The organism is Pseudoalteromonas luteoviolacea NCIMB 1944, assembly GCF_001625565.1.
Taxonomy (GTDB): Bacteria; Pseudomonadota; Gammaproteobacteria; order Enterobacterales; family Alteromonadaceae; genus Pseudoalteromonas; species Pseudoalteromonas luteoviolacea_F.
Window position 1 is genome coordinate 317832 of sequence record NZ_AUXS01000064.1, and the last position, 20616, is coordinate 338447.

Annotated in this window: 21 protein-coding genes; 4 read left to right on the top strand and 17 right to left on the bottom strand. The window is 40.2% G+C overall.

The features are described from left to right. Positions 1-67: 67 nt before the first annotated feature. The 3 genes from N483_RS22180 to N483_RS22190 form a co-directional block, all read right to left on the bottom strand. Positions 68-433 carry a hypothetical protein gene (locus tag N483_RS22180; protein WP_023398009.1) on the bottom strand — a complete coding sequence of 122 codons (366 nt, stop codon included), beginning with the start codon at positions 431-433 and terminating at the stop codon, positions 68-70. Between the two features lie 461 nt (positions 434-894). Beyond that, positions 895-1752, bottom strand: a complete 858-nt coding sequence (locus N483_RS22185) for a hypothetical protein (RefSeq protein ID WP_023398010.1) — start codon at positions 1750-1752, stop codon at positions 895-897. Positions 1753-2294: 542 nt separating this feature from the next. After that, on the bottom strand, positions 2295-3974 hold the full coding sequence (locus N483_RS22190) for a patatin-like phospholipase family protein (RefSeq protein ID WP_023398011.1): 1680 nt from the start codon (positions 3972-3974) through the stop codon (positions 2295-2297). Positions 3975-4864: 890 nt separating this feature from the next. Here N483_RS22190 and N483_RS27335 point away from each other — a divergent pair. Further along, entirely contained in the window at positions 4865-5005 is a 141-nt protein-coding gene (locus tag N483_RS27335) for a hypothetical protein (RefSeq protein ID WP_023398012.1), read from the top strand. A 132-nt stretch (positions 5006-5137) separates the two neighbouring features. On the opposite strand, the gene N483_RS22195 is transcribed toward N483_RS27335, so the two are convergent. Further along, positions 5138-5521 carry a hypothetical protein gene (locus N483_RS22195; RefSeq protein ID WP_155250718.1) on the bottom strand — a complete coding sequence of 128 codons (384 nt, stop codon included), beginning with the start codon at positions 5519-5521 and terminating at the stop codon, positions 5138-5140. 224 nt (positions 5522-5745) lie between these two features. On the opposite strand from N483_RS22195, the gene N483_RS22200 reads away from it, so the two are divergent. Then, complete coding sequence (locus tag N483_RS22200) at positions 5746-7404, top strand: tannase/feruloyl esterase family alpha/beta hydrolase (RefSeq protein ID WP_023398014.1); 1659 nt, start codon at positions 5746-5748, stop codon at positions 7402-7404. Positions 7405-7463: 59 nt separating this feature from the next. Here the strand turns inward: N483_RS22200 and N483_RS22205 are convergent, their stop codons facing one another. Further along, on the bottom strand, positions 7464-8981 hold the full coding sequence (locus N483_RS22205; RefSeq protein ID WP_023398015.1) for a hypothetical protein: 1518 nt from the start codon (positions 8979-8981) through the stop codon (positions 7464-7466). Positions 8982-9307: 326 nt separating this feature from the next. Further along, complete coding sequence (locus N483_RS22210; RefSeq protein ID WP_023398016.1) at positions 9308-11365, bottom strand: alpha/beta hydrolase family protein; 2058 nt, start codon at positions 11363-11365, stop codon at positions 9308-9310. 143 nt (positions 11366-11508) lie between these two features. On the opposite strand from N483_RS22210, the gene N483_RS22215 reads away from it, so the two are divergent. Continuing rightward, positions 11509-12024: a DUF2975 domain-containing protein gene (locus tag N483_RS22215; RefSeq protein WP_023398017.1), complete on the top strand. Its 516-nt coding sequence runs from the start codon at positions 11509-11511 to the stop codon at positions 12022-12024. Positions 12025-12026: 2 nt separating this feature from the next. Next, positions 12027-12242, top strand: a complete 216-nt coding sequence (locus N483_RS22220) for a helix-turn-helix domain-containing protein (protein ID WP_023398018.1) — start codon at positions 12027-12029, stop codon at positions 12240-12242. A gap of 196 nt (positions 12243-12438) precedes the next feature. On the opposite strand, the gene N483_RS22225 is transcribed toward N483_RS22220, so the two are convergent. The 11 genes from N483_RS22225 to N483_RS22270 form a co-directional block, all read right to left on the bottom strand. After that, entirely contained in the window at positions 12439-13440 is a 1002-nt protein-coding gene (locus N483_RS22225; protein WP_023398019.1) for a hypothetical protein, read from the bottom strand. A gap of 145 nt (positions 13441-13585) precedes the next feature. Beyond that, positions 13586-13762: a hypothetical protein gene (locus N483_RS27140; RefSeq protein WP_023398020.1), complete on the bottom strand. Its 177-nt coding sequence runs from the start codon at positions 13760-13762 to the stop codon at positions 13586-13588. 503 nt (positions 13763-14265) lie between these two features. Continuing rightward, a complete protein-coding gene (locus tag N483_RS22230; RefSeq protein ID WP_023398021.1) occupies positions 14266-14508 on the bottom strand; it encodes a hypothetical protein in 243 nt (80 codons plus the stop codon). Between the two features lie 237 nt (positions 14509-14745). Beyond that, positions 14746-15180, bottom strand: coding sequence for a hypothetical protein (locus N483_RS22235; RefSeq protein ID WP_023398022.1), 435 nt, complete (start codon positions 15178-15180; stop codon positions 14746-14748). A 24-nt stretch (positions 15181-15204) separates the two neighbouring features. After that, positions 15205-15588: a hypothetical protein gene (locus N483_RS22240; RefSeq protein ID WP_023398023.1), complete on the bottom strand. Its 384-nt coding sequence runs from the start codon at positions 15586-15588 to the stop codon at positions 15205-15207. A 66-nt stretch (positions 15589-15654) separates the two neighbouring features. After that, entirely contained in the window at positions 15655-16482 is an 828-nt protein-coding gene (locus N483_RS22245) for an alpha/beta hydrolase (RefSeq protein ID WP_023398024.1), read from the bottom strand. A 79-nt stretch (positions 16483-16561) separates the two neighbouring features. Beyond that, entirely contained in the window at positions 16562-17017 is a 456-nt protein-coding gene (locus N483_RS22250) for a macro domain-containing protein (RefSeq protein WP_023398025.1), read from the bottom strand. A 448-nt stretch (positions 17018-17465) separates the two neighbouring features. Beyond that, the gene (locus N483_RS22255; RefSeq protein ID WP_023398026.1) at positions 17466-17951 is read right to left on the bottom strand and encodes a rod shape-determining protein; all 486 of its coding nucleotides are present in this window, start codon (positions 17949-17951) and stop codon (positions 17466-17468) included. 549 nt (positions 17952-18500) lie between these two features. Further along, positions 18501-19010, bottom strand: coding sequence for a demethoxyubiquinone hydroxylase family protein (locus tag N483_RS22260; protein ID WP_023398027.1), 510 nt, complete (start codon positions 19008-19010; stop codon positions 18501-18503). Positions 19011-19076: 66 nt separating this feature from the next. Beyond that, a complete protein-coding gene (locus N483_RS22265; protein WP_023398028.1) occupies positions 19077-20174 on the bottom strand; it encodes a hypothetical protein in 1098 nt (365 codons plus the stop codon). Between the two features lie 101 nt (positions 20175-20275). Then, positions 20276-20608, bottom strand: coding sequence for a hypothetical protein (locus N483_RS22270; protein WP_023398029.1), 333 nt, complete (start codon positions 20606-20608; stop codon positions 20276-20278). Between the last annotated feature and the right edge of the window lie 8 nt (positions 20609-20616).

Below are 20616 nucleotides of genomic sequence, written 5' to 3' on the forward strand. Positions count from 1 at the left end.
CATCAATTTAACCATCTCCATAAAGCAAGTTATAAAAACAGTATCATCTACAAAATAACCTCCAGAATCACTCCAATACTGCGCTTGTTATTTTTGGATAACCGGAACTACACTCGCTCCCATGCAAATATAATGTGACTGGTTGTGAAGTGGTTTTAGCAGTCAATAAAACGCTTAGTGTAATATCGATACCAGTCTCAGAGGCTGGAATTATATACTTGGCTCTACTGTTACAAGAATTTGGACCAAGAAGTTGATTACCGGTAATAACTGTAACGGTTCCATTCGTATACGATTGAATAGAAACAACATTTGTACTTTTAACTTCAATTATGTGAGAGCTTACTCCTAGCTCAAGTCCGATTTCATCTGCCGCAAGCGTATTGAAGCCAGTACCTAAGACTATAATTCCCAAAGCGTTTTTAATATTCATGTCCATATTCCTAATTGTGCCTAGCACCCATAATGATGGGATGTGCTAACATATTGAGCTACTTTGTTCTCGATTTAACTGCTATGTTACAAATAGAATCCACCTGTCTCATTTTAGAAACAGCCTTCAAATAACACTCACCTGATTAAATTAATCCATTCTAAAACCTGATCCAACCACAGTCACATTTAAAACCTTCACAAAAATACCAAAGGAAGACAAGGCAGAACATCAAACCCTTTAAAAAGGTGATTACAATGAGAATATACTAAAAAACCCAGAAAGGAAAACAACAAAAAACCAGCAAAAACAATTAATTTAATAAAATCCAAAACACCAAACTAGAGCCATTAAAAAACAAAAACTTAAAAACAATTTAAGCCAAAAAATTAATGAATTAATACAATTAACCCCATAAAAATGCGGAATGCATACACACACCGCATTATGAGTATGAGTGGTTAATTTACTTTAAAGTAAAGGGGAGGATTAAATGAATTAAGTGCGAGAGCCTCAATAATTTGCCCTTTTTTAAGATTTCTATTTGCTGTCGAGAGCCAAGACTGTACGGTACCATTCATCTTTACTGCGACAGCAACGTCATTACCCAAAGTGCCAACATCTGTACATAATTTAACTTGCAGTCCCTCGTCTTCTCCTTGCCAAGTACACTGCAGTAAAACCTCTTCAACCCCGTCCACAATCCGTTTTTTAGGGTAAGGTCTAAAATAAATAGGATCTGTATCACACGCAGTTGAAGGCGGCGCTTCAACCACCGCATTCCCGTCACCAAACAAGTCTAGCGCACTACTATTAAAGTACATTGCACACTGGTTGGAACCACTGGCTTGTATTTTCGTGGCTACCGGGTGGTTGACTAATTGGCCTTTGATATCTTTGCAATACAAACGATGAAAGTTGCTTTCCCCTTTTTCCCAGCTGCAATCTAAGAGTGTTTCCTCTATGCCATCAACAACCTGTGTTTGGGGTGCCGGTTGAAAGGTAGCTGAATAACTATAACAAGCTGATTTAGATCCAGAAACCTGAACACTACCCTTCAATTCCGTTCGATAACCGTCATACCAACTTATAGTACAAAGACTATGACTGGGTATATTCACTCGATTTGCGATTAGTATATCTGGTTTACTTGCATCAACTGGATTGCTGCAAAGTTGGCTTTCCCATGTGCCCAATTCATTTTGATTATCAAGCTGCCAGTAGCAAGATAACGGAGCACTCTGAGCAAATGCAGATCCAGAACAAGCGCCAATTATCCATGCTGATAGTTTTAAAAAACGGCTTAAGTTAATTTTCATTCTAATTGTCCTTTTCGATGAAGTTTATTTTATGTTTAGTGCGTTTAATGGAAAGCATGCTAACAACGGAAAACTTGGATAGATAGAAGCTATAACAGTTACTTACAATCAATAACGTGACACTACAGACGGCAAACTTCTTTTACTAAATAAAGAGCTCTAAATACCTATTATTCATAATTTATACAGGTTGGTGGTGGGGTTATGTAACTAGAACCATTACAACTGAAACCAATTAGAGAGTTTATTTAAAAACTCAGGGATGAATCTTGCCTCCAAACTTATATATCAGCTATCTAGAAGTTTTTTACAATAAGACAAAATGTTTTGTGAAGCTTGTCCCTTTGCTCTGCGCTATTGCTTGAAGGCGCTCAAACTTTTCCAATTGCCGTCTATGGACAAGCCTACCCCCACTCATGGGGCAATCTCAAAATATCACCAGAGACAACTCTTGGCACCAAACGTTTAAGCACTATCTAACTAACAGGGAGTTAGCGTAAACCCAACCCCCTGAATTGACTCCACACCAGCAAATGAAGCAATTAACCAATGTCGACCCTACTCCCTTTGGCTTTTCGAGAATCAAATAAAGCTTTAAGGTTGAACAGCGCTTGTTCACCCGCGCGCTCACCATTTTCATGTAGCCGTGCTTTTTGAGCCTCAGTTAAATCAAAATCTAATGTACCACATTGCTTGTCTTCTACAGGCTTTTCTAGCAATGCGTCTAGCTTATTTTGCAGTTCATTTATTGATTGCTCTATTGCATCGATATGTTGGTTAAAAAGGGGCGCATCACTATCACCCTGCGATAGCGCGTTAAACTTATTAATAAGCTGATTTTTTACGGAATCAAGAACTGCTATGTCTTTATCCAATTCGGCCTTTTGTTCAGCAAGTTTAATACGTTTTTGCTGAACTACTTCAGGATCGTCAATCTGCATTGTTAAACTTATGTCATTCACAACCAGCTTGTTGCGTAGATAGTGCTCCATAAACTTATCGTGTGCATCGGTTAAGGTATTCACATGGGCCAGTATAAAAGGCAATATACGTTGACTCCTTGCAACCAAGTGAGATTCCTCTCCCAGCTTGAAACCACAAATTGGAATATCATCATTGTCATCAATGAAAGACGCCACGGGGAAATTAGATAACATACCTCCGTCGACTAACTGGTGTAGTTCATTTGTCTGTGGGTTTTCTAGTAAAACCGTTTGAAAAACAAGAGGAATACTCATACTTGCTCGTATCGCTTCAGCCACAGAAAAGTCCATGTAATAGTGCTCTTTTTCAGGATTATCCTGATAGCCATAGTCCAACAAGTCTTCAGGAAAACGAACTAGACGGTTAGCAGAGATATCCGCTGCCATCACGTGCAACTCTAGCGGCAGCTCACCAAAGGTAACTGGATTATTTAAGTCCTTGTCTTCTTTTGTACGCAGTTTATTCTGTAAGAGTGTTTCCATCTCGTGAATAAATGCCTTACCTTCAAACAAGCCACCGTGATAATACAAGCTTAAAAATGAAGACAACAAGTTGTCTTCGTTCCCTTCGTTTTCTAACTTCTCAAGAATAAATTCAGGTAGGTCTTTTTTCCTGAGCAACCCCAAAATTAACTCGCGTAATGCAACTCGTACAGCCTTTTCTCCTGGACCTCCTTGGCTGTCAAAATAACCAGTTCCTTTAAAGAACAACAACATATGAATATTTTCGGTCAATGCTTCTTCATCGATATCAAATTGGCCTTGGACCGTTTTGGCTATTTGATTGGCTATGATTTTGGTAAACCAATATGTTTTCATATTCACTTCAATCGGCAGGTCGATTGCTGACTGTTGGTGCTCTCTTAGCTCATTGAATATCGCATGGTACTTTTTCTTGAATGCAATCTCCTCTTCAGAGCACAGCATCAAAGGATCGACTTTAAGTAGCAGCTGAGTACCTAGATCTACATCTAAACAATCTATCCAACGTGTCACGCCTTGTTGAACATCCCCCAACTTCGCAATGTCCATGAGCTTTATCATGTCCAGATTGCCAACCACATCCTTAAGCTCATTTCCAGTGTAACCAGCAGCAAGGAGTCCAGCAGTAATCGCGCCTGCCGATGTGCCAGCAACCCCTGCCCAATCATATTCAGAGTCTATTGCCTGTACCGCGCCAGAAAAAGCAGCTCCTTTTGCGCCACCACCATTAAATACGCCATATACCTTGTCTCTCATATCTCTTCTCTCCATATTTCAATGAAGTACGCAAGAAAGCGCTGATAGCCGATGGCTATTCTCATCCACCTTCACAAGCGCACTGTTGAGTGTGATTTGATCACCACAGCTGTATTTCCACATAATCTAGAAATTAGCACTCGGTAAAATGGCTCGGTATTACGGTGTATTACATCGTTTTGGCCGTGAACTCAGTGTGAGGGGGGACGCCTATTTACTTAATTTTATTTCATCTTAGCAATAGGTGTTTGATGACAGAGCATCGTTGCAGGCTGGTTTTTCTGAGCACTAAATAAATATCAAAAGTGATAGATACTGGCAAAGATTATTATTGTTTTTTAACGGATGAAAAATACATAAGTGCGGTCACTTTTATTTAGGAGTCCAAGTTAGGCGTGTATTTTCGAACAAAATTTAAGTCTACAGTTCGTACAACAGGTAAACGATTTACCCAACCGGCCCTATTGCAAGGCTTGGTGGCTGAGTTCCACAGTCTAACGAGCTATTCAGCTACCCTTTTTAAAGTATCTGTATCACTTAGCTAACTGGCAACTTGACTAAAATTGCTTAAGAAAGTACTTGCGTAAAAGAGTAGCAAACACGAACTTTCAATATTTACTAAACATTCTATACGTTCTAATTATTATATTGACAAGCAGATCCTGAATGGAATATATTACCGCGGTGAGCGACTTTCTATGATCTGTATCAATCCTAAGTAAAGGAAAATAAGATCTACATGAAATTGTCAAAGTTCTCAGTTTTAGCATCCTTCGAGATGTGGAGCCGTAAGAGTTCCACATAATCAGGCCTAACTGGATACTAAAAAGCAGCCCTGTGGCATCGCTCCTCATTGTAGAAATTGAAAAGTAATAGCATGGAGATATGCGATGGAGCATTGGTCAGATTCTTTCCCTTATATTTTTATGGCAGTCAAAGTCATCGCACTTGGCATAGCAGGTTTTTTCGCCGTTAAGTGGCACTTTGACCAAGACAAAAAATTGAAAGAAAAAGAGTCAAAAGAAAGCTAAAACCAGAACCCAATTAGGAAGGCACTTTCTCAAGCTCTTTAAAGCGTGGGCATGTTCAATTTGGATTAGGTGTCTCCCAATTCTTTGTAAAAGATAGCAAAAAAGCTTCCAACTCAAAAACTTAGAATCGAACTATTGTTGTTGCCATATTTCTAACGTGTCGACGATATCCCCACTGGCAAAGGCGCTATCAAAATTTTCCAAAGTAAATTCAGGCAAAAAGTGCTGTAACTCAGACATGACCTGCCATACATCTTTTGCACGCCCGTCAATTACTAGCTTATTGCCTTGGCTATCCACCAACTCCCAAATAGCAACAAACCCAACAATTGCATGATAGTGGTAACTTATTTTAGTTAACTCTGATATTTCTAGACATTCAACGACAAATTGATGTTTTTTGCAAAACCTGCCGTTTTTAATAAATACCTTTTCCCGTTGATATATCCATGCAGCCCACACAATTAGAATTATGGCAGCCGCTATAAAAATCCAGCTCACAATTAAATCAATCAATGATCCACCCATCAACTTTGTAAATTCTCAGACAGCAAGCAAAGCTTTCAGTGTGTTCTCACAACTGTCAATGTCACTATTAAATACAATCTACACAGCCTAAATCAATAAATTTACGAATAACGACGTCGCACTCTTGAGTTTCGATTGTGAATACAAGACAATCCGACACTCAATTGATAATAATTATCAATTGCATAACCGTTGAAAGGAGATAAATGGGAATGTCGAAAATATCTAACTTAATTAGTCGTACTTGGCCTTTGCTAGGGTTAGCCTGCCTCAATGGGTTTTCAATTCACGCGTTTGCGGCTCAAACAGGTGTTCAAATAAGCGCTGAAGAACGCGCTTGTATGTCACTACGCTTTGATGATTTTGCCAAATTGGAACGCGGAGAAGCAGCAACCAATGTCATTGAGTCACGCTTTGTGAAAGGGTATGAAATGAGCCCGAGCGAGTCCGAATGGGCATATAAACACAGCCGACTTATGGGCGCGCCAATTCCTAAGTTTCATAAAACGCTACCAGATCATTGTCTTGTGCGCGGTTATGTTACGCCAACAATTCGCTTTGAGCTTCGCTTACCAGCACGTGAGCTTTGGAATCAAAAATATTTACTCAATGCCTGTATGGGCTTTTGTGGTGATGTCAGCCCCTACCCGCCAATGGCAGGCATAGTTAGACATTACGCCACAATGAGCCACGATGGTGGCCACACTGCATACGGCTTTGATGGTAAATGGGCAAGAAATAATGAACAGCTCAAAATTGACTTTGCTTATCGCGCCAACCATGTTGTTGCAGTTGCCGCCAAGGCCATCATCGAAAAATACTACCACACGCAGCCCCAGTATTCGTTTATAACCGGATGTTCAAAAGGGGGTCATGCAGGTGTTATGGCAGCAAAGCGCTACCCCAATGACTTTGATGGCGTCATAGCAAGAGGCCCAACGATAAACTATACCGACGTTAACCTGATTAACTGCATGGATAATGCCCGCGCTATTTTAGATCACAAAGACAGACCCATTCTATCTCCACAGGACATTCCTATGATAGCCAATGCAGTTATGGCTGCCTGTGATGGCAAAGATGGGCTCGAGGACGGGATTATCAGTGACCCCAGATTATGCGATTTTAATCCTCAGACACTGGCTTGCCCGCACGGGCAAGTAAATGGGTGTTTATCCCAGCAACAAGTGGAGGCAGTAAAAGCCTTGTATGCGCCATCTAAAAACGCACAAGGGGATGTCATTTATGGTGGATTACCTTACGGCTCTGAACCCGAATGGATGGGATGGGTTGCCCCGCAATTGTCGCAGCTTATGCCTTTTCACTACTATGCTGCAACTGAATATTTAAAGTATATTGCCTATCCTGAAGCGCTTGATGTCGACTACAACTGGCGAGACTTTTCATATCAAGATGAAACAGAAAGTCTTTTCCACGTCAGTAAATTGATGGATGCAGACGATCCTGACTTACGTGCATTCAAAGACCGTGGCGGAAAAATGCTCGTGTTACACGGTTGGTCAGACGCTGCTATCCCAGCCTATGCAACGATTGATTGGTACGAAGAAGTTGATGAGTTTATGCAAAGCCACAATCAAGAAGTCCGTGATTTTGCCCGGCTATTCTTATTACCCGGCGTACTCCACTGCGGTGTCGATGGCCCAGGTAACGCCACTTTTGATGCCATCAATGCTTTGGAGTCTTGGATAATTGGCGGTGTAGCGCCAGATAGCTTACTGACACAAAAAGAAAATTCACAAGGTAGTGTGTTCAAAGAGCAGCCAGCCTACCCCTACCCATTACAAGCAATATATAATGGGAAGGGAGATCCAAATAAAGCGACCAGCTATCGACCGGGTTTCTTAAAATAATCGATTAAATAACAGATAACGACGCAGGTGCGTCGTTATTTGTTATTACTTGTAAGTCGCTATTTATCAATACTTAAAGGCTCCAATTTGCTAAATATACGGCTCACATTAAATTTTTTTTTCTTATTTCCTCGATCATTGTGACATCCAAAACAATTAACAGGGCCATCACTGTTTGTTGGACTGGGTGGAGCCTGATGAAACGTTTCCATCGTGGCATTAGATAATAACAATGCACCTTGGAAAATATTGTCTTTCGGATTTGTAGGGATGTCACCATTTTCAGGGACTTGACCAGTAGCGGTCCAAATACTGCCAACTAGATAGTAATTCGCACGCACATCACCCACCCCTTTCAACAAAGACAAAATTGAATGGTTCAATGAGATTAAATCGGTATTGCTCGTTACAACAGAGTAATGAGCATCATCGGGTGCACTGCCCCAAGGATTCTGCCGGATAACATTATTCTCTTGAATCACACTCGCTTTTGCGACGATATCACCACTTTTGCACTTTTGATTAACACCACATTCGGACTTATCAGAAGCGACAACCTGAAACTCTTTAACTTCTGTACTGGCCATTGTATTGCTTTTCGCAAATGTCCAATCGCCAGAAGCGTTGAACTCTTGCTTTACATACTCTCTTTCTTTGTTGAAATAGTAATACACTTGGTCTGGCGCGTTATCTAAATGTTCAAATGTCGCCCAAACCATTTCAGGGTGGCCATTCACAGTGCCGACAACATGCATACCTACGAGAGCCAATCTCTTGGTTACGGCACCCGTTTGTAAGGCCCATTTGGTTGTACTTTTTTTATCGTAATTAGGTACCTTTGCATCAATAACTAAATATCGACTTGCGTCTACAGTACTGGCATCCACCCATGATGTTTTAATCTCCATAGCTAAAGTGTGACCATCTTTAAACCTACGGCCAGCAAATTTTTCAACTCGCCTTAGCCCTTCGATTGTATTTGGGAATTCATATTCAATTTCAGTCCCTTTAAATTTGCCTTGCGCTTGACCAGTTCTGTAAGAGGCAAACACGTCGTTGACATTAATTCCATAGTAAGTCAATGATGCCTGCTGAGAAAGCAGTACCCCCTTACCTCCTGCTTGACCTGTACTGCCAAACGGATCGTCCTGCTTTAAAGTACGAATGGAATAGTTATTGTTAATTTTATTCAAGCTGTTTTTTTTTAGCTTGAAAGGAAACTTGTCTTTATCACTCTCTGTCTTTTGAACGACATCAAAAAATGACGGCCCATCAAACACATAAGTACTTTCAACGGGAGAAGAAAGCCACAAAAACATTTGTGCTCCCCATTTATAAAAATCACAATCCTTACTCTCAGATTCAGAGAAAACTGAGTTTAAACTATCAGCGGGCTTAACGAGCCCACCCTTTGAGATTTTCCGTTTTGCAAACCATTGCTTTAGATCTGTATTCGAAACCACGCAAGTTTGATCAGCATCTGCCGGAATTTTCGTTTCAGCATGACTGACGACACTTGCCAATATTAGCCCTGAATACAGCGCACAAAGCACTGGTTTAAATAATTTTTTCTTCAATTACTTGCTCCTTGTATGACAAATGAATACTCACATAACTTTGTAATGTTATACCTATACTTTGTTGAGCCGCATTACATATCGCCCTCATTTACTAAGCTCAGTTTTCCAGCCCAAGCTGAGCATAAACCTCATTCCAACGGAAAAGTATTACAAATTGTTACAGAGTGAATCAAGCAAAGGAGGGTAAATTAAGACGAATAATTTAAGACAAACCTCGATAAATAAAGCTAGATATGCAATTGTCATAACGAAGCATTTTGAAGTCAGCAAAAAAATACGCGCACTCAAATTTGCGTACGCGTGTTTTTTGTATATGAATCTATTTAAAGTTTGCTCACATCAACCGTAAGCGATGTTAAGTGCTCACTAATTTTAGAGCTCACTGAGACAGACTTATTACCACCTAGGTGCTTGGCGAAAAATGCCTCCATAGCAACGATAGATGCAAGCTTATTGTCTTGCTGTCTAAACCCATGTCCTTCATTTTTAGCCAGAATATACTCAACTGGACGATTAGTTTTATATAGCTTTTTTGCAATCGTATCTGATTGATATTGAGGGATCCTCGGATCATTTGCACCTTGGATCAACATAATTGGTGTTGTGATTTTATCAACAAAATTGATCGGAGAGCGTGACTCCATATCTAGTCTATCTGAATCAATTAGGGGATCACCAACACTGGCAAAAACCGTTCCCATGTAAGGCCTATAATGCTCAGGAAAAGACTCTACCATGGCCGTGATGCTTGAAGGACCAACATAAGAAATCACAGCACTATAAACATCAGGGGTAAATGTTGCACCGGCCAATGCCGCATAACCACCGTAAGAGGCGCCCATTATCCCCACCCGTGATTTATCCGCAATTCCCTGTGCTACCAAATAGTTTACACCATCTGTCAAATCTTGTTGCATGGCGCCCGTACCCCAGTTTCGATTGCCCAACTCAATGAACTTCTTGCCAAAACCGGTCGAACTCCTAAAGTTTGGCTGCAACACCGCGTACCCGCGATTTGCAAAGAAGTGCGCTATCGGCACAAAGTAATCGCTCGAGTAACCCCATTCATCTCTTGCCCATGGCCCCCCGTGAGGCAAAACAATCGTAGGCAGATTCTTTTTGCCATGTAGTGGTAGCGTCAAGTAGGCCTGAATTTCAAGGCCATCTGTCGCTTTATAGGTAATAGACTGCCTTTCTCCCAGCAAGTTTGGATCAAAAGTCGGCGCTTGATTAAGCAAATCAGTCAAAGTATCTTTGCTGGTGTTATATACAAACTTTTCGTCCGGTTTGTTGGCATATGACACTTTTAAATACCACTGGTTTTTATCGTGCTCTATTTTTTCAACTAAAACATCAAATTCGCCTTCTAAGTGGCCTTTAATTTTGTTCAATGTTTTAGACGATTTACCATCAATCGGATAATTGCGCAGTCGTCCACCATAATACGAAACAATCATTGGTTGACCTGTTTTATCAAAGACAACATGATGTAAATCTGATTGGTCTTGCGGATCTTTATGCGCTGTTTTTAATTTGTTTGTGGCAAGATCTAGCTCTAGTAACTCTTTTTTATCTCTACCTTGAACACTGCCAGAAATAAATGCTCGGTTATTACTATGGTCGTAACTGATCACACTGACATTTTCACCAACCTCCGATTGGAATACTTTTGACCAGCCCTCATTAGCTCGTTTGTAGACAGTCACTGAATTGTCTGGATTGAGTTTTGCAGCTACAGCTGCATAGCCATTATCATCAAGCTCTGCGGTATAAAACGAAATATCATTTTTTTGCACCAATTGCACAGCTTGAGTTTTAATATCTACATGGAATACATCCATTTGACTACTGATATGATTTGCCAGCACTGCGATTTTGCTCGGATTGTTCTTTACTTGCGCAATGAATGTATAGTCAACGTCGTCATTGTGCGTCAGTCGAGTAACTGCTGGTTTAGCTTGTAGGTTGTTTGGCGTAAAGCGTAGCGTAAATATTTGGTCATTTTCATTACCTTCAAAGTCTTTGTTAAACAGTATCTCATTGTCGTTATCTGACCATACAAACCCATCCACACCATCCTCGAATGAAGTCAGTGCCACAGCACTTTCAAGCCCTTTACCTTGGCGAACCAGATGAATATTTTTTCCTCCATTGTTCATTTGTAGGAAAGCTATCCACTGTCCATCATTTGATAAAGAAACATGGCTGATCTGCTCTGAACTAAACAAGCTTTCTAATTCAACTAACTGTTGAGCCTGCGGTGTTTGAACAGCGGTCGATTGCTCAAACACATTTGTAAATTGACATCCAGCGAGTAAAACACTTGAGCTGATTGCTGCGCTGATTAGTGCGGTTTTAAATAGCGATTGGTTCTTTTGCATAACTGTGTGCTCCTCAGTAACATTGAAAACATCATTACATGAAATAAAATTATTGTAAAACGATAATTTTTTACTTTTTTTCAGAAATTAATTTATGTGTGATATGATTCTCACCAGATAACGAGGTAGACCATGGAGCATTCATGTCACAGACAATCGAAAAAATTCAGAGAAGAAGTGGCGCTATTCGCATAGCCGTTATTGCAGTCACGCTTTTGGTTTTAGTATTCAACTTGTACCAAGTCGCGGTTAATAACCAGATCAACTATTTCGATAGTGAATTGTTTATGGTGATGTGGGAGTCAGAGCAAATAAATCAACTCATCTTGTTTGTACTTAGCGCACCCATCTTAATTTTTATCGTTGCGGCCATTTATTGGGTCTGCAAGTTACTTTCGCTATTTGAGCAAGGGCAGTTTTTTAGTCACGAGTGCTTTCGCTGTTTTATTAATTTTATCTTGCTAAAAATTGCCTCAACTATTTACTACATAGCACTGACTTTAGGGATCGGATTTTGGCACAAAGCGATGTTTGGTGATGCCGAAGTTGTATTGACGATTGATTTTGGGGAGCTAATTACACTGGGGTTATTGGCAATTGTCGCGTACCTGCTCAAAGCTGCAAAAGAAATCGAAGATGAGAACAAGGAGTTTATCTAACTATGGAGATAATCGTTAACCTTGACGTAGTGATGGCGATGCGTAAAGTTTCATCAAAAGAACTAGCCAAAGCCATTGGCATCACGGAAGCAAATTTATCTTTGTTAAAGCGAGGGAAAGTCAAAGGGGTACGCTTTGAAACCCTTGCCCAGATATGCAATTACCTCGATTGTCAGCCCGGCGATATATTGGTTTTCAACAAGAAAGATGAAGTCTAATTAGCCTTCTGTAGCGCAAAGCTGCTGCGACTTTTCACATGTTGTGAATATTTTTTATTCGTGACTTATTGAAGCTGAACTCGAACGCCAAAGAGCACTTGTTAGCCTTAGCTAAACTAGTGTCCTTTGGCGTTAACACACGTAGGCTAATACCGCCGCACCTTATTATCGCTCGGTAATTTCTCATCTAGCCCTTTTATTGAGTCACCAATTCGTTTATGGCCGAGTACCCCTCTCTTTTGATAAGGTTGTGCTCCGAATCATATTTGTAGAGATACTTTGCAACACCACGGTTATTTTGTGCAACTTTCATCTGAGCGTCATAGTATGTAATCGATTCCCGTTGGTTAAGTCTGTCATATTTGGCGATAGCGTATGCAGCATAGTTACTCACTAACTGATCTTTTTCGTCATAGAGTGAAATTTTGTGCCAATTTCCAGAATCATCAATGCCACCATAGACAATTTTGGCAAAAAAACCGCTTGGTCCCAATACTAAGTTTTCCTTAGTATCTCGGAATTCTTCTTTTAAAAATGTGCCGTTTTCATCAAACCAAAAATACGCTGTCGCATATCCATTTGGCCCTTCCATAATGTGCCCGTTTTTATCAAATCCCTTTCGATAGGTTGCGTAGTCATTGTTATCAAAAGCAAACCTAGCTTCATAAAATCCGTTGTGTTCAGGTACAACGTTTCCTGCTCCATCAAACCTTATCTCGCTGATCCGTCTGCCTTTGGAGTCCCTTTTAAAACGGTATTCTGCTACCCCTAGCGAGCTCTCTTTCAGTTGGCCTTTTACATCTAAATGTCGGCGCAAGAGAGGATACTTGTTCCCTTGAAAAAGGTACTTTACCGTGTGTACCCCCTCGTGGTTGACCACCTGCTCCCCAGCAACATTAAAAAATGACCGTGTTATTCCTGAGCCACTGTAAGTAAAGCGCATACAATGTGCGCCAAAACTAGATTTATCACTCGGCTTTGAAAATGCGTAAAAGCAAACGCTCGATGGCTTTGCATTTTCAACCGCTACCTTATACACCTTGAAATTAGCTATCTCTTTTTCATCAATGGGGTAAACAGGGCGAATTTCACGCTCAGTATGGTCACTATCCCACTTTAAAAAATAGCCAGGTGTGAGTGGTTTAGCTGATACCAAAGGCATAAAAAAGAAAAATAATAGCGGTAGCACAAACTTCATATAGTTCCCTTTAGTTTTTTATTATTCTGATTATCTGAATGTTAAAGCTAAAAACCCCATATTAGTGGTAAAAAGCTGTCCAGTTAGCTCCGTTCTGATTGCATAGCTAGGTATGTGGAGGTTTCTAAATTTTATCTAGTTTACTTCATGTTGCTCTTTTGAAGCGACTAAGCGCGATGGCAATACCAGCTCCAACGGCAATGCCGACGCCCACACTATCAAAAATCACATCACCAAAAATAATGCCGACACCTGCCCCCATCGCAATTGCTAGTCCCATATTACTTGGTTTAATCGCTTTGTTATTTTCATTTTCAGCCATTTAAATATCCTTACTGCAAGTAACACAACAATGTATAAAACTTTATAACGCTTTACTGAGTGGAAAACAAGCTGCAAAACGAACGATTTATAATCGCATGGTGCTTATGTTTGCAATTGGTATAAGCGAGCGAATTGAGGGGAGCTTTGAGAGTAATACTTCCTTAATACACAGAAAAAGCCCGGCCAAGAACTCCTGTTGAAGCAGTGTAATAAGTAGCTACACCTGTCTTCATTCGTCTATGCTCGTCGTCTCTACGTTACGGCATAATTTATCTCTGTAGTTATTTAAGTCCTGCTCGACATTTTGTAACAGACGCAATTTGCTCTTAAAATTCGTCCCGAAGTGTCTGTTCAATAGCGGTGTTTTACGCAAGCAGCTAGCGTACACAAAGCACATTTAACCATTTGATTATTATATTTACTTGATAATTACTCAGCCATCGATATGTTATTGCGCACTCCAATTGAGTGTAATGGGCAATATGGTGCTCAGAGCGTGTATTACTCACCTTGTCTTCTAACGTCCAGTGCGTCTTTAAGCTTAAGAGCCATAAAGACCACAACGCCCGTGATTAAAATAGAAAGTCGATAACTTACAATGGAAAATGTATCATCGGGCACAATTTTCATATATAAATCGTCCCCCTCCAATGCGGTTAAATTCACCGGAAGAAAATCTCCCAAAAATAAACACACGCCCAATACAATCAAAAATACGCTTACCATTCGTAGCGCTTTTACCATTTTCATCACTCCTGAAATATTAAATTGCGCCTCAAAGTCATCTTTTCTTATTTTAAGTCACTTTTAGCACCTTGGATAAGAGCAGCAATTTAGTAACTTAACCTACAAACGGAAATGCCACCTAAATAGACTAATCGAGAACTCGCATTTAAGCTATTACATAGGAAAATGGCGCTTGTGTTATACCTAATCTGACTTAACCAAATCGTATTAAACAATTTGCTTGCATGATGATTGCTAACGTTGAGTACCTTGTATTGTACATTTGTAGACGTTACTGGTGCTCGCATGCTTGAGCATTTGCTGGTTAAAACGCAAAGCATAGTCAACAGCTTGCTCAACCATTTGATGCTTGTTTGTACATCCGCTACTGTCAGCCCCAACCCAAAGTGTCTTCCACTTAGTGTCTAGTATCAAGCACTTAGACAAAACTATATGTCCAAACCCGGGACGCTCTGGAACAAAACCATTTGCTACTGCAATGAACATCACGCCATCACGTTCATAACTAGCAGTCGCATCACTTTTCGCAGACTCTACACTATAGCTTTTTTGGTATTTTTCAAATGAGCAATCAATTGCAAATGCTAAGTTTGAAAAAGTTAATATGAATAACACACTTGGAAGCCAAAGACTTTGATAGCACGAGTAGCGGACACTCATTTTTAACATAAAAGACCTTAATATAAGCAAAGACTATGGTAACTCAATAGTTTGAGAAAGACATGAGCCATATGTTATCTGCACATACTTGCGCTGTGAAAACGATGATGAAGCCGCTACGTAAACAGAAAGCTCTTCATCATTATGGAAAGCCTGCTCAAGCGCCAGTGGCGCTAACAATTGCCAATCAACTTTATCACCTACCTGTAATAGAGCGCTACTTGCCGTGTATGCATTAAACTTTGCAGGAAAGGTAACCGTGTAACTTGTTTGACGCTTGCCATTATTACTGGCCTTTAAGCTTAATATTCGATGATCGATTTTAGACAGATCCAGCTCTGCTGTAGGGCAACTAATGTCCAAACTGACAGCAGACAATGGCCAAAGCATCAATACAAAAATTAAAAACCTAACCATAATTTCCTTCGCAGCTATTCTCACATTCGACAAATATCATAAGTGCTTAAACACCAACGTCTGTATTCAGTGGCTTGCTTTGTGCGTTGCTCTGCGGTGACTAAGCAACAGCAGTTCATTCACTTTGGAAATATATTCCTGAGGTAAATCAATCAGCCCGGCTACATGCTTACCTTGGATCTCCCATAACTGCTTCTCGCTGTTGGCATTAGCATAAAGCGTTTGTGCCATATGAAAAGGTACAATCTTATCATTCGTGCTATGAACAATTAACATTGGCAGCTCAATATCAGAAATTAAATCCGCCGCAATATATGGTTCGGTAAAGATAGCCCGGACCAAAGGCCTCGCAATCCAAGGGGATGAATAGGCTGCTTCATCACTAAATGAAGTAAAAGTGCCTTCAGTAATTAGAGCATCAACCAACTCTGAATGTTGATGGGCAACATAAATTGCTAGCTGTCCACCGTATGATTGGCCTAAGACCAAAACAGGCCGGTTTGTAACGTCGCGTCTGCCTACCAAATAAGCCAACGCGTTACTCGCATCTTGTGCAACTAATGAGTGTTCGGCTTTACCCTGCGAGCCCCCAAACCCACGATAATCCATCATAAAAACCTGATAACCATCATCAACAAGTGGCTTTATCACTTTGTACCAATTGACCACTTTTGAACCGCTACCTTGAAACGCAAAAATTGTCGCCTTATGCTCTGTGGCAGGCTTAAATAGATAATGATTGATTTTGGTGCCATCCGATGCAGTCAATGATATTGCTTCAAATCTTCCAATATTCTGCTCATCGGGTCTATTATCAATTGGAAAGAATATTCCACTAAAAGAACACCCAGACAGAAATAACAAAAGCACTAAGACTGAAAAAGTTTTAGTCATGAAATTATTGCTCCCTTGCCCTCTTTGCGCTCAATGTGTGCGCTTATAATTGTAAGTTTAATTCCTGCTTAGTTGATTATTATGGCGCAAACCTCACTAATGTATGATCTTCACCCTGTAATTCATTATCAATGATGGTAGCAATAACTTTCCAATCACCACCAGCCAGGCCAGCACCAATCAATGGGTAGCCAATCCTCTTGCCTGAAAATGACACTTTTATGCCTCCGAAAGCTTTTCTAATTGCATCATAATCGGTTTTGACGCCACGACCACGCCAATTGTGTTGCGTATACGCGTTCACAATTGTTATTTTATGGCCGTTCCTTAAAACCGTAGCACTCGTATATGAACCTAATTTATCTTTGGATCCCTTTTCTGTTGACGCGTCCGCATCATAAGCTTCTGGGAATTTATCTTTAATGCCTTTCGCTATTCCCGCTCCCATGGTGCAAAAACAATTACATCCATGAATGATGACATCAAAATCTCCTTTCAATGCCAGCGCAATTAAATCACCAGTTACTTCTTTCACAATACTTTCCTATACATTGAACGCAACTATAACCTTTAAAGTAGTCGGGATAAGTTACAAGATAAAAACCTGCGGCTTTGATTGGGGCAAACACTATCTATGCTCTAAATCGGCGCTTGAGCAAAATTATATAATACACAACTCGCAGTAAAGGCCAAATTACCAATACAAACCTGTGTATCATTTGGCTTAAGTACTGCGGGCCAAGCCAAAGTAAGTCCCAAAAAAATGCGCAAGCTGTGTTAATAGATATGCTGATTGGCAGAAAAATTCGCGCGGTGGTTTAGCTATTTCAAACCGATAGTAAACCAATAAATCAGCAGCAGTCCATTCCATACCAGCACCTAATTTACGCTCAAAAATATAATAATGGATGCTGCTCTTGTCTAGATTCGTCTGTAGGGTCAAAAATTGACTTTTTACCAATCGCACTAGGCTTAGGCTTGTCCTATTTGATTTTATCAAAATCTAAATCGTGTAATGACAGTTCATTGCCCGTATAGATAATCACTTCCCTTGCACCAGCTCCCATACAGAGTTCGCGAAAGGCGCGTTCTTCTACAGCACTCAATCCACCTTCCGTTTTTTCCATTGGTTGAAAAATAACCCTTGGTGCCGGAGAGATATACCTACTTGCGTGCATTTCTTTCACGACGTGCTGAAGTACCTTTTCTGCGACGTAAAAGTCCGCTAACAGGACCCGTGGGTGAGAAAATGGATTGGCGACTATATATTTCTTTTTATCCAAATTTTTGCAGTCACTGCCTATCGCAACAACCTGTTTCGCGCCATTGGGTTTAACTTCAACCGCCAGTAAAGGCTCTTGATCATATACCTCTTTAGATTGAATGTTACTGACTTTAATTCTATTTTCCCAAACTTGAATATAAAGGTCGTTTGAGAGCTTGCCTTTAATAAATGTAAATATACTCATATTTCAATGTAAAACTAATGAAGAAGACGGATGTATTAAATATCGCAAGCGCAACTTGCTTAGCCGGGATCCGTCAAAAAAATTAAATATCGGGTATCGATTCCGCCAATAGTTAATCGGCTTAATCGCAGTGGTTCGTTTTAAAGTTTGACACGATGACAAGTCACCTCAAATTAAACATGCCAATCTTTTGCCTGCCTTTGTTTCTTTAGTTGACTAACTAGCTCTATGCTAAGAGCTAAGCGTTAGGACTATCATAGGGATCTGAGAACAACCCACATTTAGTAGGTGCCTTACTACGATTGGACTGGCGAAAAGGCGATGATAACGATGTGCAGTTTATTTGTGAAGGCATGGCCTCATAAAAAGCCAACAAAAGCCAAGGTTTACGACTCCCTTTTTGCCTGTTCAATATCACATTCAGCTATAAACAATCTTTTTGCCATTGATGACAAGTACTTCAGTCGTCCTGATCACAATTAAAGTATCACCTTCTCACTTAAATTGGGTCTCAATAGCAAGTTTAGTTGAACGGGGTTGTCAGCCATTTTATAACTTTGTACTGAGCCAGATGGCAAATTCGGTAGACTTCTCAACAACCCAAAATATAGGTTTATATATAAGAGAGTTAGAACCTTGAGAGCGACCAAACTCCTGATGTTCCTGCTCATCAGCTTTGATACTGAAAACGGCGTCATGAACCTCTTGGTCATGTTTTTCTAAAAAATCTAGTTGCCACTCAAGGTGATGTAATACTGTAGATTCAATCGAGTCTGTGCATACCCATATAGCATTTCTACCAGCTAAAGCGGTTAAAAAACCAAGAGTTGCGCCCCCAAACGCCCAAAAAGATAGTGCGTAGCAGTGCCTAATATCCCGGCTTTGTAGGATCCGATCAAAGGTGTCAAAGTGCTGTTGCTCGTGGCTTAGCATTTCTTCAAGTTTTGGCACAATATCTTTGTACAAATGACGTGCAATATACAACTGAGAGCGATAAATATTTATAGCCGCAAACTCCCCTGCGTGATCGACTCTTAATATTCTTTCTACTTCTATCATGAGCCCCCTCTATACTGGTATGCAATTAACTACTGCATTACACAGACCTTTCAGCGCCATGTGTTGCTAAAAGTCAGAAAATTCAGTAAAAAAGTTCAGTACATTATCATCATGTATTCTTTTAGTCTCAAATGCCAAGCTGTCCCAAAGTGGGTCTGAGAAATAGTCATCATAATCGCCCCCAGGTCTTACGCTGGCAGCCATGATGACAAATTGCGCTCTGGATATTTTTATAAGCTCTCTCTGAATTTCAGGATCCATACCTTCACTATCTATCTGAGACATAATAGATACATTTCGTCTAAAGTTTATTGCAGATTCGTGGATCAGCTCAGCATATGACTTCCCATTAAAGTTTAGTTGCTCAGGCGTATATTCATATAAAACATCAAATAAATCATATTTCTGATCGGCAGAAAGATGGATTTTCTCATGAACATCAATCGTTTTTAGACGCTCAAGGGAACTCTTATCGAAGTACTGATCAATATCGATTTCCATTCTCCCATTATTACCTAACAACAATTTATATGGAGCCAACAACTTTAAAACTTCTAAGTGCGCTTTTTTCTTATTCAAAATCCCTTCAGGAGTCCCATTATTCTCCTTCAACTGCACCTCTATCACATCAAGGCTTAGAGTATATTCTTGGCCAGGTAATATTTGATCGTAGTAATAAATATCTACGAGGATCTTTTGTTTTGAGTTAAATAATGAATATGGTAGACCCTTAATAGTAGCCTCACCATTTCTGGTGAAATCAGCTTCTCTAACGCCAGTTGGTAGCGTTAATTTAACCCTTGCCTTTCGGTCTGAGTAAACAGGTGTTCCCACATCATTTACAGCGCGTATTGTCACGTCGAAAAATTCATACCTCGGAATAAGGTAAAATCCACCGATTACAACGATCATGGCTAGTGCTGCAGGACCTGCAACACTTATTGCCAACCCACCAATATTACCTTTTACGGATGCAGTAGATTTTAAGAAACCAAATAATGCAATTGCACAAAACACTCCCATCAATAGTAAGCTCAAATAAAATACTCGGTCTTGCAACAGAGAACTCGCTTGCAAATTATCTGCAAAGACTAAAATCAGAAGAATGGCGATAGCTAATAATAAAGATGAATAGCTGAGAAATAATAGATTTCTTTTTGTCACGTGAAACTCCCTATTGCTTAGGTTCTTAATATTTTATCAGCGCTAAATACCGTGCGAAAATGCCTTTGCTTATATTCCGAATACCTCTCTACTGAGCTAGCCTATTTGGCTACGATGTGCTTTAGATTTTCTATACCACCATATAACGTGCAGGTATCAGTTCCACCCAACCAGACATCTTTTTGGGCTGCATACGCTGCAAGAACTACACTGAGCGTCATTTTACCTACCTCTGTTGTTCCATCAAAAACGTAGCTATAGTTTGCATTGGTTTGGCAACTAGGGGCATTAGTTGGTTTATTACTAACGGTTAAAATGACATTCTTACCATAATTTGGCCCTACTAAAACTTGCGTAATTTTGGTTGGGTCTACACTGCTAGCAAGGCCTGAGTGCGAAACCACCAAGCCGACAACTAATAATAATTTCTTCATGCTTACTC

Excerpts from the sequence above, each read along its gene's own strand:
- N483_RS22190 (WP_023398011.1), bottom strand. The coding sequence starts at position 3,974 with ATGAGAGACAAGGTATATGGCGTATTTAATGGTGGTGGCGCAAAAGGA.
- N483_RS22215 (WP_023398017.1), top strand. The coding sequence starts at position 11,509 with ATGTCACAGACAATCGAAAAAATTCAGAGAAGAAGTGGCGCTATTCGC.
- N483_RS22235 (WP_023398022.1), bottom strand. The coding sequence starts at position 15,180 with ATGTTAAAAATGAGTGTCCGCTACTCGTGCTATCAAAGTCTTTGGCTT.
- N483_RS22260 (WP_023398027.1), bottom strand. The coding sequence starts at position 19,010 with ATGATAGAAGTAGAAAGAATATTAAGAGTCGATCACGCAGGGGAGTTT.
- N483_RS22230 (WP_023398021.1), bottom strand. The coding sequence starts at position 14,508 with ATGGTAAAAGCGCTACGAATGGTAAGCGTATTTTTGATTGTATTGGGC.
- N483_RS22270 (WP_023398029.1), bottom strand. The coding sequence starts at position 20,608 with ATGAAGAAATTATTATTAGTTGTCGGCTTGGTGGTTTCGCACTCAGGC.
- N483_RS27335 (WP_023398012.1), top strand. The coding sequence starts at position 4,865 with ATGGAGCATTGGTCAGATTCTTTCCCTTATATTTTTATGGCAGTCAAA.
- N483_RS22225 (WP_023398019.1), bottom strand. The coding sequence starts at position 13,440 with ATGAAGTTTGTGCTACCGCTATTATTTTTCTTTTTTATGCCTTTGGTA.
- N483_RS22245 (WP_023398024.1), bottom strand. The coding sequence starts at position 16,482 with ATGACTAAAACTTTTTCAGTCTTAGTGCTTTTGTTATTTCTGTCTGGG.
- N483_RS22240 (WP_023398023.1), bottom strand. The coding sequence starts at position 15,588 with ATGGTTAGGTTTTTAATTTTTGTATTGATGCTTTGGCCATTGTCTGCT.
- N483_RS22180 (WP_023398009.1), bottom strand. The coding sequence starts at position 433 with ATGAATATTAAAAACGCTTTGGGAATTATAGTCTTAGGTACTGGCTTC.
- N483_RS22220 (WP_023398018.1), top strand. The coding sequence starts at position 12,027 with ATGGAGATAATCGTTAACCTTGACGTAGTGATGGCGATGCGTAAAGTT.
- N483_RS22210 (WP_023398016.1), bottom strand. The coding sequence starts at position 11,365 with ATGCAAAAGAACCAATCGCTATTTAAAACCGCACTAATCAGCGCAGCA.
- N483_RS22255 (WP_023398026.1), bottom strand. The coding sequence starts at position 17,951 with ATGAGTATATTTACATTTATTAAAGGCAAGCTCTCAAACGACCTTTAT.
- N483_RS22185 (WP_023398010.1), bottom strand. The coding sequence starts at position 1,752 with ATGAAAATTAACTTAAGCCGTTTTTTAAAACTATCAGCATGGATAATT.
- N483_RS22200 (WP_023398014.1), top strand. The coding sequence starts at position 5,746 with ATGTCGAAAATATCTAACTTAATTAGTCGTACTTGGCCTTTGCTAGGG.
- N483_RS27140 (WP_023398020.1), bottom strand. The coding sequence starts at position 13,762 with ATGGCTGAAAATGAAAATAACAAAGCGATTAAACCAAGTAATATGGGA.